9 protein-coding genes are annotated in these 15161 nt (G+C 50.3%); 4 read left to right on the top strand and 5 right to left on the bottom strand.

Annotation, left to right across the window (positions count from 1 at the left end; translation table 11 throughout):
* The first annotated feature begins 39 nt into the window (after positions 1-39).
* Positions 40-1593, top strand: a complete 1554-nt coding sequence (locus FYJ73_RS09375; protein ID WP_154534463.1) for a glycoside hydrolase — start codon at positions 40-42, stop codon at positions 1591-1593.
* Between the two features lie 120 nt (positions 1594-1713).
* Here FYJ73_RS09375 and FYJ73_RS09370 read toward each other — a convergent pair whose 3' ends face one another.
* Positions 1714-4089, bottom strand: a complete 2376-nt coding sequence (locus FYJ73_RS09370) for a TonB-dependent receptor (RefSeq protein WP_154534462.1) — start codon at positions 4087-4089, stop codon at positions 1714-1716.
* A 162-nt stretch (positions 4090-4251) separates the two neighbouring features.
* Here FYJ73_RS09370 and FYJ73_RS09365 point away from each other — a divergent pair, with 162 nt between their 5' ends.
* The 3 genes from FYJ73_RS09365 to FYJ73_RS09355 are packed head-to-tail and all read left to right on the top strand — an operon-like array spanning position 4252 to position 5983.
* Complete coding sequence (locus FYJ73_RS09365; RefSeq protein WP_154534461.1) at positions 4252-4602, top strand: type II toxin-antitoxin system RelE/ParE family toxin; 351 nt, start codon at positions 4252-4254, stop codon at positions 4600-4602.
* 2 nt (positions 4603-4604) lie between these two features.
* Complete coding sequence (locus FYJ73_RS09360; RefSeq protein ID WP_154534460.1) at positions 4605-4916, top strand: helix-turn-helix transcriptional regulator; 312 nt, start codon at positions 4605-4607, stop codon at positions 4914-4916.
* Positions 4917-4918: 2 nt separating this feature from the next.
* Entirely contained in the window at positions 4919-5983 is a 1065-nt protein-coding gene (locus FYJ73_RS09355) for a glycerate kinase family protein (protein WP_154534459.1), read from the top strand.
* A gap of 285 nt (positions 5984-6268) precedes the next feature.
* Here FYJ73_RS09355 and FYJ73_RS09350 read toward each other — a convergent pair whose 3' ends face one another.
* The 4 genes from FYJ73_RS09350 to FYJ73_RS09335 form a co-directional block, all read right to left on the bottom strand.
* Positions 6269-7945 (bottom strand): glycoside hydrolase family 32 protein, encoded by a 1677-nt coding sequence (locus tag FYJ73_RS09350; protein ID WP_235899306.1) that lies wholly within the window; start codon positions 7943-7945, stop codon positions 6269-6271.
* Positions 7946-8046: 101 nt separating this feature from the next.
* The gene (locus tag FYJ73_RS09345; RefSeq protein ID WP_154534457.1) at positions 8047-10053 is read right to left on the bottom strand and encodes a glycoside hydrolase family 32 protein; all 2007 of its coding nucleotides are present in this window, start codon (positions 10051-10053) and stop codon (positions 8047-8049) included.
* Between the two features lie 82 nt (positions 10054-10135).
* Positions 10136-11908 (bottom strand): RagB/SusD family nutrient uptake outer membrane protein, encoded by a 1773-nt coding sequence (locus FYJ73_RS09340; protein WP_154534456.1) that lies wholly within the window; start codon positions 11906-11908, stop codon positions 10136-10138.
* A gap of 29 nt (positions 11909-11937) precedes the next feature.
* The gene (locus FYJ73_RS09335; RefSeq protein ID WP_154534455.1) at positions 11938-15012 is read right to left on the bottom strand and encodes a SusC/RagA family TonB-linked outer membrane protein; all 3075 of its coding nucleotides are present in this window, start codon (positions 15010-15012) and stop codon (positions 11938-11940) included.
* Between the last annotated feature and the right edge of the window lie 149 nt (positions 15013-15161).

Below are 15161 nucleotides of genomic sequence, written 5' to 3'. Positions count from 1 at the left end.
TGAAGAATTAACTATCCTCATCATATATCCTATTCTGCTATGAAATATCATCGTTTTCTCTTCTCTGCACTGTTGTTGATGGCGGCAGTGTCAATCCGTGCCCAACGGATCTACCGGATCAACGCAGATCAACCGCGCCAACAGATTCTGCACTTTGGGGCATCTGACGCATGGAGTATGAAGTATGTTGGGCTGTGGCCGGAGCAACAGCAGCGACAAATCGCCGACTGGCTGTTCAGCACAGACGACGATGCGCAAGGTCAGCCACGCGGCATCGGACTTTCATTATGGCGTTTCAACCTTGGGGCCGGCAGTGAGGAGCAGGGCGACAGCTCGTATATTCAGCAAGCTACACGGACGGAATGCTTCCTGAATGCTGACGGCAGTTACGACTGGAGCAAGCAGCAGGGGCAGCGCAACTTCCTGAAACTTGCCAAAGAGCGTGGCGTTGACCACTTTCTGGCTTTCATGAATTCTATGCCGGTCTTCTTTACACAAAACGGTCTCGCTACCAACACGGGACGTGGAGGAACGATCAACCTAAAGCCGGACTGCTATGACCGTGCCGCACGGTTCATCGCGACAAGCTTGAAAGGACTGGAAGCGCACGACGGCATCCATTTCGACTATGTCAGTCCGGTCAACGAGCCGGACGGACACTGGAACTGGCTGGGACCGAAGCAGGAAGGGTCGCCCGCTACCAACCGGGAAGTAGCAAAGTTGGTGAGGGCTGTTTCGAAAGCATTAAAAAAGCAAAAGGTCAATACACAGATAACGATCAATGAGAGTAGCGATCTGCGGTGCCTCTTGGGTACTCACGAGACAGACTGGCAGCGCGGTTTCGAAATATCCAGCTTCTTCAATAAAGACAGCGTGCAGACCTATTTGGGCAATTGCCCGGGCGTGCCGCACTGCATTTTGGCTCACAGCTATTGGACCAATACGCCCGTGAAATATATGCGTCAGGTACGCGAGCAACTCCGAGACACGTTGGCGCGGTATGACCTTCATTATTGGCAAAGTGAACTTTGCATTATGAGCAACGATGAGGAGATCGGGGGAGGCGGCCATTTCGACTTTTCGATGATGACGGCACTCTATGTGGCTCGTGTCATCCATCATGATCTGGTCTATGGCGATGCCGAGAGCTGGTCGTGGTGGCGTGCCTTGGGAGGCGACTACAAAGATGGACTGATCCGCGTGCTCAGTAATGACGGTTGGAAAACGGGCAAGGCCATCGATTCAAAGCTGATGTGGACGTTGGGCAATTATAGCCGCTTCATCCGTCCGGGAGCACGGCGGTATGCGATGTCTGTGACAGATGGAGGAAAACTTGTTGCAGACGGTGAGACACAACCCTACGGCGTGATGACTTCAGCCTATCGCAATGTAGACGGCTCGTGGGTAGTGGTCGCCATTAATTATGGAGAAGGCTCTGCTCCGATCGTTCTGACTCTTCCAGAAAGTAAGCACGCTTGGCAACTCTACCGCACGTCGGACGTGACGGGAGAAAACCTGAAACCGGTGGAAGAAAGCAATGGAAATGCCGTGCTCGAGCCGCGATCTGTCACCACGTTTGTCAGCGAGAGGTGAGAGACACGCTTCGAGAGAGGGAGAGGGAGAGAGAGGGTTGCTGCACAGCAGCAACATACAGACCAAGCACTCAGAACAACACGGGGCTACTTGGTGATAAAGGCTCCGCACGCCTTATGCTCAGAACTCTACGGTGACCTTGGCGTTGATGCGGCGACCGGTCAAGTAGTTGGGCACAGCATACTGCTGGCCGACGACATCGGTGACCCAGTAGTAGGAGTTGACGTTGTTGATGCCTAAGAGGTTGAGACAGTCGATGCCGAGCCAGATGTTTTTAAGCCAATGGCTGCTGTGGTGATCGCTGTTGTCGTAGAGGCGGTAGCTCATGCCGATGTCCGCCCGCTTGTAAGCCGGCGCACGGAAAGAGGCAGAGGTGAGCTCGCGGTGTGGTGTAGAGAAGGGCAGTCCGTCGGCATAGGTCAGCCTCAGGCTCATCTTCCAGCGTGTGGTTCCTGGGAAATAATCGGTGAAGAAGAGATGCGCGGCAAAGCGCTGGTCAGTAGGCAGCGGCAGTGAGCGCCCGTCGACATTCATCTTTGTATTCATAAATGAGAATGTGATCCACGAGTCGGTGCCGGGTACAAACTCACCATAAAGCTTCAGGTCCACGCCTGCGGCATGTCCGGTAGCGGTGTGATCACCGTAGTAGACCACCTGCACGTTGCTTACCGAGTAAGGGATGAGGTTATGGAGGAACTTATAGTAAGCCTCAGCCGAGAAGCGGTAAGGACGGTTGTTGACTTTGAAGCGGTAGTCCATGCCACCGATGACGTGAATGGCACGCTGACTCTTCACCTTGTTGTTGAGCGAAGCCACGGTCATGCCGTACACGGTTGAAGTGTCTCTGAGTTCCTTGAAGAAAGGAGCCTGATAGTAAAGTCCCGTAGCCAGACGGAAAGTCAGGTCGCGGTTCCACGAAGGTGTGATGCCGAGAGATACACGCGGCGAAAGAGTCGACTCTCTGTTGAAGTTCCAGTGAGAGAAGCGCACACCGTAGTTCAGCGTGTAGAGCGTGCTGGAGTCGTTGCGGTGAAAGCGCCAGGTGTCTTGCAGATAGACTTCCGTACGGTTGGCATCGAGTTGGTTCTTGGCTCTGAGCGAATAGATCATATAGAGGTCTTTGCCCGTATGCGGTATGCTGTATCCTGCCGAGTCCCGCATCTCGTATTCGCGCGAGTTTTCCTCGATATGTTCTTTCTTAAAGGTGAAGGCTCCCTCAATGTTGTGTGAAGCCGTCTTGTGGCTGACCAATAGCTTCACGCTGCCCACCCGTGCTTTGAGGTAGTTGCGGGCATGCTGGAAGTATGTGCCCACACCGAGGTCTTCCGACGTCTCGGTTTGTGTAAGCCAATACTGTCCTTGTATATCATACTGCTCTCTCTCGCTGGTAGTGAAAGCCGATCCGAGAAGTGACACCGATGTAGAGTCGCCCCAGTGGCGCGTGATGCCAATGGTGCCGAAATAGGTTTGAAATCGGTCTTTCTCCTGTCCGTCGAAATATACTTTAAACGACTTTACATCCTCAAGCGTGCCAAAGGTAGTCTCTCGGCTCTCGGGCTGGAAGGTATAGTGGTTGTCCGAGACATTGCCAATGATGTCGAAGCTCCATAGTCTGTTAGGCCTCCAATGGAGATAGGTCTGATAGTCGAGGAAGTTGGGCTTGTACTCTCCGTTGGTTTCCATCGAGCCAAGGAGATATTTCGTAGTCTTGTAGCGCAGTCCATTGGTCCAAGAAAAATTTTTGCTTCCCAATCCCACATAAGCTGAGGCACCGAGCAAGGACACCGTTGCCGAGGCTTCGGCATGCTTGGGCTGGCGATAGGTGATGTCGAGAGCCGACGACATCTTGTCGCCGTACTTAGTCTCAAAGCCACCAGTGGAGAAGCTGATACGCTCCACCATGTCGGGATTGATGACCGAGAGTCCTTCCTGCTGTCCGCTGCGGACGAGGAACGGGCGGTAGACTTCCACATTGTTTATATATACCGAGTTCTCATCAAAGGCCCCGCCACGCACATTGTATTGCGACGACAGTTCAGAGTGTGTCGACACACCTGCCTGGCTCTGCACGAGTTCCTCCACGGCATTGCCCGTCGTCGAGGGCGAGCCTTTCATGTCTTTGGTGCTGAGCTCCTGTCCTTGTCCAGACTGTATCTTTTGTCCTGTGACATCTACTTGTCCGAGCGTGTTGGCCATGCCGTAGAGCGTCACCTGCAAGGTCTGTGGTCCCTTGGGCTTTCTCAGCACACGTGTCTTCGTGCGGTAGCCGAGCATAGAGAACTTCACCACCACCGAGTCGGCGGAGTGAAGCGTAAGGCTGTAGTTGCCGTGAGCCGAGGTCACCGTGGCCTTGCCCTGCTGCAAGCATGACACACTGGCAAACTCCACGGGATTGCCGTCCTCGTCGATGACGCGGCCGTGCAGTGTGAAGCTCTGTGCCATGCCGTCCAGACCCAGCAACGTGAGTATCATCAAGATGAAAAGTCTACGTATCATGGTATTATTAACGTAGAAAAGGCGGAAATATTACAGAAAGGCGAGCCCTAAATGTTCTTCAAAGGCTTTTCGCTTATTACGTAGCTTGCCGTATTCAATAAAAAGTAATAAATTCGTTCCATCTTATTTGCCTATTTGGAATAAAACACTTACTTTTGTAGTATGGATAAGAAGATAAGGGAAATCTACTATTCGGATGAGTATAAAGAATACTTAGATGCTCTTCCCATGAGGGTTAGAGTAAAGTACGATTATGTAGAACAGATAATAGCGACTATAAAGGTTGTCAGTACTAAGTTTGTGAAGAACATAGAGGGGACAGATTTTTATGAGGCACGTGTTTCAATAGGCAGTAACGAGTATCGTACTGTTATGTTCGCCATAGATGCCATAAGCTTTATAGAATCCAGTAGAGTCATTTTCCTTAATTCTTTCTTGAAGAAAAGCAAGAAGCAATATAAGCAAGAAGTAGAAATTGCTAATAAGATATTAAGAAAATATATGGAGGAATAGGTATGATAAAGTTAGACGAAAACAAGTTAAATAAGCTTCAGACCTCATCAGCAAGATTAGATAAAGAGTATGGCCCCAAAAGTTCTCCTTCACGTGAAGCTTTTGAAGCTCGTGCTAAATCTTTCTATTATGCTGAAATATTGAAAGAGCAGCGTAAGCAACTGAAGATGACTCAACAACAATTGGCTGATAAGATTGGCAAGAAGCGTGAGTTTATCAGTAATATAGAGCGTGGTAATAGTGATATGCAGCTGTCAACCTTTCTCTTAATTAGTAATGCACTTGGGCTCAGATATTCTTTAGTTGTTGGTTGAATATGATATTATTGATATTTGACAGTTTCAAAGGTTGCATGAGCAGCCAAGAGGCCAATGAGGCGTGTGCGGAAGGACTCAGAGTGCGGCACGGTGATGTGGAAATTCAGGAGCTGGAAGCCAGCGATGGCGGTGAGGGCTTCCTGCGCGCGATGAATCCCGATCATGTTGTTCACTGTCACGTCCACGACGCGATGATGCGGTGGACCGACGCCGACTTTGGCATTAAGGATGGCAAAGCCATCATCGAAGTGGCGCAGGCTGTCGGCTTGAACAAGATAGAGCCAGAGCTTCGCAACCCTCTCGTAGCTACAAGCTATGGTGTCGGTGAGTTGATAGTGCACACATGGGAGCAGGGTTGTCGTGAGTTCATCATTGGCCTTGGCGGTTCGGGCACAAGCGACTGTGGACTGGGCATGCTTCGTTGTCTGCGACATCATGCTCAACAACGATTGCATCAGATGTGGTACGATCCTTTTGACACATCTGTACTAAGGGCACTCCGCGTTACTCTTGCCTCCGATGTCGACAGTCCGCTCACGGGAGCGCATGGTGCCGCCTACGTATTTGCGCCACAGAAAGGAGCCGATAGAAGGCAAGTGGAACTCCTTGAGCGGCGTGCTGCAACCTTTGCTGCGATGGCAGCCAAGCATCAAGGTTTCGACATGAGCCAAAGACCCGGTGCCGGTGCAGCCGGAGGTCTGGGCTATGCCTTCATGCAGTTCATGGACGCACAAGTGGAGAGTGGTGCAGAACTGGTGCTGCGAAGCAATCATTTCGACGACATGCTGCAACATGCAGATCTTGTCATCACTGGCGAGGGCGCGTCCGATGAACAAACGCTCATGGGCAAGCTGCCAAGCATTGTGTTGCGCCATGCACAGAAGGCAGGAGTACCCGTCGTGCTCGTCAGCGGCCGCATCGAAGATCGCCGGGCTCTCTTGGATGCGGGCTTCACCAAATTGGTATGTATCAACGACGGACAGCCCGCTGACGAAGATCCGCTTGACAAGGAAGTAGCACAAAAAAGGTTAGTGAAAGCTGCTCAAGGCATTGGACTGTCTTAAGACTTCTGGCTTTCCCTAACCTTCAAGAAGTCGTTTGTTCTTCCTTTTCCCCTGTAGAATGAGGATTCTCTATTCGCCGCAAAGCGATAAGATAGGAAAGATTGACTTCTTATCCTGCGATGAACGTTTCCCTGAAAAACAATCTTTTAAACCAAAAGAAATGAGCATTATCTTTGATTCAAGAATTTGGGAGGGGAGGCTTGTAAGACACCTCCCCTATTCTCAAATTTCTGATATGTGTAGTCGCCAAAGAGCAGGAGGACGAGGTCCTTGCTCATAGTGGCTTTATTTCAACTTCCAAATCTTTGCCTTTCCGCCTTTCACGCTCAATTTGTCATAGGGCTTGGTGGGGAAGACCAGGTTGGTGAGGGCGAACTTACCGTCGCCGTCGAATACTTCTACGCTGCACTTGTCGATGAAGATCAGCACACGACTGGCTTTTCCGTGGGTGGGGGCTGATGTCACTGCGGGGAAGACTTCGCTGAAGTCGGTCTTTCCGCTCTTCATGCGGTCGACGGAGAAACTCTTCTCTGCGGCATCATAGCGCATGACCACACGTTCGCCCTTGCCATTGGAGAGTTCGATAGTGGCATTGCGACGCAGTCCGCTCACCTCTATCATGCAGGCATCGCCCAAACTTGAGGCTTTCTTGTTGAAGGCCTTCATGATCTCCGGCGACGGCTTCACGCTGAGGTATTCCTCACCTTCGTCGGTGAAGATGCCGAGATCGCGTGGAATGCCATTGCCCGAGCGGTATTGCAGCGTCGGCACCACTGCCGCATACTGCCAGTTGCTCATCCAAGGCAGAGCCACATGGCGGCCGTCGGGAGCATTGCTGAACGTGACTGTGGCGTAGTGATCCTTGCCGTAGTCCATCCATTTGGTCACCTCGGGCTTGCTCTCACAGGTAAACTGATGGCCGTCCCACTGGCCTACAAAGTACTGAGTAGCCGAACCGCCGTAGGGGCCACCGGGGTTGATGTTGCAGATGAGCACCCATTTGCCGTTGGACATCTGCATCAGGTCGGGGCATTCCCACACACCTTTGTGGCAACCGTAGCCTTCGCCGAAACTGCTCTCGTATTTCCAGTTCTTCAGATCTTTAGATGAGTAGAAGTTCATCTTCTGTCCCGTAGCCATCACGAGGTTCCACTCTTTCGTGGCTTCGTTCCAGATCATCTTTGGGTCGCGGAAGTCCGGCTCTTTGGCCGTGAGGGTCGGGTTGCCGCTGTATTTGGTGAAGGTCTTACCGCCGTCGTTGCTGTAGGCCAGGCTTTGTGTCTGACTTTCGGCTGCCGATGTGTACATAGCCACAATGGCATTCTTGCCGAATCCTGCCGTGTTGCTGCTGTCTACGATGGCTGAACCGCTGAAGATAGTACCCAAGTCGTCGGGTTCAATGGGTGTACCCTCGTATTGCCAATGGACTAAGTCGCGGCTGGTGGCGTGGCCCCATGTCATGTTTCCCCAAATAGAACCGTAGGGGTTGAACTGATAGTAGAGGTTCCACACGCCGTCCTTATAAAACATGCCGTTGGGATCGTTCATCCATCCCCACAGGGGAGTATGGTGATAGACGGGTCGGTAAGCCTCTCGGTTGGTGGTGTCGAAGGTGTCGCTCTCCTTCATCAACTGCCAGCAACTGTAGTCCTCAATGTTGCCGACCGTACGGTAGTTGCCTTGAAAGCTAAAGTCGAGGAGTACCTTTCCGTCTTTGCCGAACTTGCTGATGTCAAGAGGCACGAAATAATCGGGCTTACCAGTTGCAAGACGCACCTTAATGTCTTGCATGGAGTGACCATCCTTGATGACTTTAATGGTGGTCTCGTTTTCCTTCTCCTCTATAGGCAGCAGAATGTAGCGCTTCTGGGTCTCCACGCTCATCATGGCGTGCTTGTCGGAGAGTATATGGCGAGAAAACACTTGAGCTTGTCCTGTGATGGTCACTAACGCAACGATCATAGATAGAATTGTTCTTTTGGCTTTCATGTTAATATCTTTTCTAATTTATCAATTTCTTATCAGTAATCATTATTCTTATTGGATGTTGTCCTCATCCCGTATCAAAAGTTTAATCTTATTGGCGCAGCTTTCATATCATAGATATTAGCCTGCACTGTCATTGACTTGTCTTCTGAAAAGACTTCTATCTCGGCACTGTCCTCAGAAGACGGGAACACACGAGTGGTGAAGGCATCTTCATCGTTGATAAATCCCTCCACAACTGAGCCGTCAATGAAGAGATGCAGCTTTACAGGCTTTTTCGTGTCTACGTGATAATGATCTTTGCGTATATTGCTTGGAATATCCTTGCGCTTGGATGAGTGGCTTTGGTCAATAATGAATTCTTCTGATACGGGATTGAAATACAACTTCGTATATTCAGACCCGTCGGGATTCTTATACAGAGTCACCCCAAAGGGCTTGTCCCCTTTCCCACGATATGTCAGCAGAATTTCTTTTTGCAATCCTGCCTTAGACAATATTAATGGACGGTCAAGAATGGTTTCATCAAAAGACCGGTGGCTCGTCCTCAACTTCTCTAAGCCCTCATAAGGAACCTGGCAGATTTTCTTGCCATTGAAGACCCATTGGCGAGGGATGGAGAAGAGGTGCGCCCATCCATTCTCATAGTTGCCTCGTCCGGTAATCTCGTCCGGGATGATAGCAATGGCCACAGTCTTGCCGGAAGGCGTGTCTGACACGGAAGGAGACAGCAGTCGGTTAATGACCTCCAAGTTTTGAGGTATCGGGTTATCAGGCACGAACCTCTCATTCTTGAACGAGCCTATCCAATATTGGGTTCTGGCAGGTATTCCTGGTTCTGGCACTCTGTTTACACTGAGTATCCATTTCTTTCCCATCTTCTTGAATACGGGCATCTCCCAAAATCTTCCAGAGTGATCTTTGCTCGGATTGCCTTCAAACAGCAGGCCAACGTAGTTCCACTTCTTCAAATCACAAGATTTGTAGAGTAACAATGCACCATGAGAGCCTTGGGGCTTATCAATTCCAAAACCTACTATCATGTAATACTGATCATTGTCAGAGAAGACGTATGGATCACGCATGTCAGTGCGTAGGAATTGTTTAGGCCGGTCAGGTATCACAGGATTACAAGGGTACTTTCGCCAACTGATCAAAGAAGAATCAACGGGAAACGCTATATTGATGGAGGTATGTCTTGCGCCACCAGTATAGATGATTTCCGGTACTCCTTCTTTATTAATCACAGCATGGCCAGACCATATTCCTAAAGAGTCATAAGGTTCGCCTGGGTGAAGCGCAGGTCGTTCCTCCGTCCAGTGAATTAAATCGGGAGACGTGAAATGTCCCCAATTGATTTCACGTAAAAGGATATTTGACGCATTCTTCTGATTGAAGATATGGTACAAGCCATTGTAATAGATGAGTCCGTGGCTTTCATTGGTCCAGTTAGCTGCAGGTATGAGATGATACTTAGGACGAGAAAATTCATATCTGAAGTTTTTGTTGTCTATGCTAAGATCTGGATGCTGTTTCAGTCGCTGTCCGATGTTTGCTAATAACATTACCTTCTCAATGGAAACGGTATCTGCCCGAATGCCATCTATCACTCCATTAATGATGTTCAAGTCGTAGCCCCATCCCTGGCGCTCCGTGAAATCCTTTCCCGCCCATAACAAGAGGGGTGAAGACGTATTCAGAGAACTCCAAGAGCGGTGACTTAGTGATCTTCCGTTTTTAAAGATCCTCTTGTCCTTCATATCAAGAATGAGATGTACCCACTCAAAAGGTTCTACTGTCGAGTTGAGCTTCTCGTATCTTCCATTGCAACCAAGCAAGAGATGCCCCCAATGGTCTGTGCAGATGTTGATATATCTCCCGTCTGCATCTTTCACGCCAAGGAAGGCAGCAGTATCTGTCGGTAGTGACTCCAGCGCAAACCAGCCTGATACCGAAGACGTCCCTCCGGAAATGGTATCGCTCCAAAATATTGAGTACCCATTGGTTCTTAATTTTTTCGCGACAGCTTCGTTGGCAAGGCTATACAACAGTACTGCACAAAGAAGATATGTCCTGATTCTCATATATCTGCTTTAAAGGGCTAAGCAAATAGAAGGAGAGCCCTCGGCCTAAGTCTTAGGCTCTTCCTTCTATCAATGATAAAACCTATTTGAAGCTTGCATATCCTGGGTTCTGTGTGTAAGCACCGTTGGAGAGGTTGTACTGTGTCACGGAGATAGGCAGATACTCATTCTTACCTGCAGTGAACTGTGCATTGTTGTAATAGCTGCGCAGCGACTTCTCGCGGCTGTAATAAGCGTTCATCGTCTCTGCGGCGATACCCCATCTGACAAGGTCGAAGAATCGCTCACCCTCCATTGCGGTTTCCAATCGTGTCTCAAATCTCAATGCCTGTCGAGCATAGTCTTGTGTCCAACCCTGGGCAGGATATTCCGCTATCTTGTAGTTGGCGGCATATTTCTTCGAATCATTGAAGTCTTTCACCCAGTAGTCCTTGTTGGCAGCGCGATGGCGCACCTGGTTGATGAGCTGACGGGCCATGTCAAGGTTCTGGTTCATTTCGATCAGAGCTTCTGCTTTCCACAGCAGGATATCGGCATAGCGGATGATGTTCCAGTTCAGCGCGCTGGCACCCCAAGGCCATCCCTTAAACATCTCGTCGCTCTCGGGAGAGACGAAGAAGCGCTTGGAGCAGTGCTGTCCATAGGTGCCTTGGTCTCTTACCCATGTGTTCTCGCATGGCGATTTCTTATAGGTCTTCCAAGTGATACCCGGACGACCGACGACGAAGTCCACACGTGGATCTACGTTGTGTGTCGTGTAGTCGCTTTTTCCTTCTGAGGCATTCCATTCGTCAAAGTGCTGCTTATAATAGGTGTTGAACTCAGGCAGGCCATTGTCATCGGTCTGGTAAGCGTCGATCAGATCCTGGCTGGGCAGGAAGAATCCGTCACCAGAATAAGGACCTTGCGGAGCGTTGAGCAGGTTGGACCAGTTGACGCGTCCGGCTGAGTTACTGCCATCGTCCATAGAGTACTGAACTTGGAAGACTGCCTCCTTGCTGTTGTCGCCTGTCGACACCTTATCCAGATCTTGGAAGTTGTCGAGCAAGGCATACTTACCACTGTTGATGAGCACGTCGCACTCGTCGACTACCTTTTGCAGAAGAGCCTTGTCGATACTCACGACCTTATGTGTCTCCTCGTCCTGCTTGTAGGCACGGTAGAGGTTCACCTTGGCTGCATAAGCTGTGGCAATGTATTTGTTGATGCGTCCTACCTCAGGCTGTGCATCGGGCAGAACCTTGGCGGCAGCCTCTAAGTCGTCGGCGATCATACCGAGAATCTGGTCGCGGGTATACTCTGTGTTGGACAGTGCGTTGATGTTGCCTGTATAGTTCTCGTCAAAGTATACGATATGGTTGAACAAACGGCTAAGCTCGAAGTAGAAGTGAGCTCTGAGCACCTTCATCTCAGCAATCTGAACCTGGCGGTCGGATAGCTCGTCGTCCGTCATGCTGTTGAGCATGCGCAACGCACTGTTGCACCGCTGCACGCTGGTATAGAGATGATACCACTTGCTGTCGACATTGCCGTTGGTAGCGTCGAGGTCTTCGATTTCCATGCGGTGCACGTCAGAGAGATCGCCCGTACCGCCGCCGCCTTTGTACGCATCGTCTGCACGCACACTGCCGTAGCTCCAGTTGGTAACGGGATAGCACCACACGCTCCAGTCCTGTGGGTTGGGACCCATGAGTGCTGAGTAGGCAGCATTGGTCAGCAGGCTGACCTGCTTTCCTTCTTGGATGACCTTGTCTGTGAGTGTTCCTTGAGGTTGATTATCGAGGAAACTGTCTTCATTGCAGCTGGTGGCCAACAGACCCACTGCGAAGAGTATAACTATATTCTTGATTTTCATGACTGTTTGGTTTTATGAGGATTGATGGCTTAAAGACCGAGAGTCAGACCGAAGGTAAATGTACGTGGCTGGGGATAAGTATAGCCGAGTCCCTCCGGGTCAGCACCGGTATAGTTGGTGATGGTGAACACATTCTGCATTTGAAAGTACACGCGCAGCGAGCGCAGGCTGATTTTGTCCAGCAGCGATTTAGGAACGGTGTATCCCAGTGTAGCGGTCTTGAGTTTGACGAAGTTGCCATTCTCGATGTAGAAATCAGAGCCGCGTGCCTCGTTGTTGCTGTCGAGGGTTGTCAGCGCGGGTGTGTCACAGTTGTAATAACCCGTGCTCTGGTATTCCGTCCAAGCGTTCATGGCGTCGAGCAGACGTGTGGAGTGGTTGCCATTCCATGTCTGGAACAGATCGGTATAGTATTTCGAGTTGTTCCAAGCCTTGCGCACCATGCCATTGAAGAAGAGGCCCAAGTCAAAGCCTTTCCACGATGCACCGAGGTTCACACCGAAAGAGAACTTTGGACGGTCGCAGCCAAGCCATGTCTGGTCGGCTGTATTGATCTTTCCGTCACCGTTGATATCGAGATATTTGATACGTCCCACTCCAGGAGCACCAATCTGTACGTCGTATTTCTTCTTGTACTCGTCGACCTCTTCCTGAGTATGGAAGACGCCATCGGTCTTGTAGCCCATCCATGAGCCAAAGGGATGGCCTACGATGCTCTGTCCAGGCATACCACCACCGAAGGTGTAGTAGATAGCCTCGGGCAACTTCTTTATCTCATTGGTATAGAACGAGCCATTGAAGTCTACGTTATAGCTGATGCCGTTGTGCAGACGGTCTCTCCAGCCAAGCGTCATCTCAAAGCCACTGTTGTCCATGTCGATGCAGTTCTGCCAAGAGTAGCCGCCCTCACCGAGCACGCCAGGATAAGGAGGTTCAAAAAGCATATTGGTTGTCTTCTTGTAGAAGTAATCCAATGTAGCGGTGAGCCGTTGGTTGAGCAGCGTAGCGTCGAGACCGAAGTTGATCTGCTGTGTCTGCTCCCACTTCAGGTCAGAATTACCGGTGTGGGTTTTGGAAGCACCGGAAGACAGGTGCTGGTTGTCACCGTTGAGGTTATAGCTGGCATTGGAGAGGGAAACGAGGTACTTGGTGTAAGTAGCTTCGTTGTCGATCTCGTCATTACCGTTGATACCCCAGCTGGCACGCAGCTTCAGATCGTCGAGCCAAGAGTGTGTTTTCTCCATGAACTTCTCAGAAGAGATACGCCAACCTGCAGATACAGATGGGAAGATTCCCGAGTTGTGGTTGCTGCCAAAGCGCGAGGAGGCATCACGACGAAGCGTGAAGGCCAACAGATACTTGGAAGCATAGGAGTAGTTGAGCTTCATGAATTGCGAGTCCATGGAGTAGTTGCTGCCGATGCCACGAACTTTTGCCAGACTGGTCACGGCGTTGAGGTAGCGATAGTCCGTTGTTTCGGAGACAAGTCCCTGACCGTAGCCGCCGAGATCCTCTGATGTCAGCTTCTTAGCCTCGTAGCCAAGCAGAGCACCGATGTGATGCTCACCCAAGTCGATGTTATAGTTCAAGGTGTTGGTCCATACCCAATTGATGCTGTGATAGTGATAGGTATCCAGCTCGTTGGTATTCACAGTACGTGAACTCTCAATCCATGAGGGAACGAATGTCTTGCTGAACTCATTGTAGTAGTTCACACCGACATTGCTTCGGAACACCAGGTTCTTGATGGGCTCTATTTCCAAGTAGGCATTACCGAAGATACGCCAATACTGGTGTTTGTTGTTCTTTTGATTGTCCTGCAGACGCACGGGGTTAGGCTTGTCGTTGAGCACGTCGATATATCCTCCGGCGTATCCGCCCATTGAGTCGTAGACAGGCTCTGCCGGGTGCTGTGCGATGAGTTGCTCTTCTATTCCGCCCTGTGCCTGATGCTGTGTCCAATAGTTGATGGCAACGCTCTCACCGATGCGCAGTTTGTTGTTTAGGAACTTATAATCTGTAGTCAGTCGGGTATTGAGTCGCTGATAGTCTGTGTTCTTCAGCATACCGTCCTGGTTGATCCAGTTGACAGAGAGCGATGTGGCTCCTTTGTCAGTGGCACGGCTCAACGTCACAGAATAGTCCTGCATCAGTGCCGTCTTGTACATCAGGTCAAGCCAGTCGGTATTGGCGGCTGTATAGGTCTGTCCTTGGGCACCGGTATAATAAGGAGTGGAGGTATTGAGCACAGGCTTGTCGCCATTGCCGTAGATAAGAGAGTTGGGGTGCGTACCATAGGTGTTCTTGTAGGCCTGCCAATATACTTCGCCCCATTGATTGGCATCAAGAAGGTCATAGTTGTTGACGAACCGCTGAAGAGTGAGCGACGCATTGAAATCCACCTTGGTCTCGCCTTTCTTGGCGTGCTTGGTCGTAATGATGATGACACCATTGGCAGCCTGCGCACCGTAGATGGCAGCTGAGGACGCATCCTTCAATACCTGTATACTTTCCACATCGTTGCTGGAAAGGATGGAACCGACACCATCACGTGTCATCACACCGTCGATGACATACAGAGGCGATGAGTTGTTGATGGTGGTGGTTCCACGCACGAGTGTGCTTGTGTTGTTGCCGCCAGGAGTACCGTCGGTGGTGATGTTCACGCCAGCCACACGTCCGTTGAGACTTTGCAGCACGTTGCCTGTCGGCACATCGGCAATATCTTTCATTTTCACCACTGCCACAGAACCTGTCAGGTCGGCTTTCTTCTCTGCAGTATAACCAGTGACGACCACTTCATTGAGTTGTTTGGTGTTCTCCTTCAGCTCGATGGTCATGTTGCTACCGGCTTTCAGTTCCTGCGTAGCATAACCTATATAGGAGACGACCAGCGGAGAGCCCTGTGGCGCCTTGAACGAGAAGTGGCCGTCGAGGTCGGTGACGGCACCGTTGGATGTACCTTTCTGGATGACGGACACACCGATGATGGGCTCACCAGTAGCATCCTTGACTGTACCGCTGACGATGATGTCCTGTGCCCAAGCCGACACACTGACTGTTGCCAACGTCATACCGAGCAACGCTCTTCTGAAGTGTTTCATGATTTTAAATTTTAGTTATTAATGTAAGCGTCCAAAAATGACGTATTGCTTAAAGCCTTAAAATCTGTTACTTTTGTCCTCGACTTAAATTCATACAATTTATGGAGAGAACATCAGATTTTGAACAGCTGCTCTTCCTATATAAGACG

It is taken from the genome of Hallella mizrahii (genome assembly GCF_009695775.1).
Lineage (GTDB): Bacteria > Bacteroidota > Bacteroidia > Bacteroidales > Bacteroidaceae > Prevotella > Prevotella mizrahii.
This window is presented reverse-complemented; position numbering and strand designations above follow the sequence as displayed.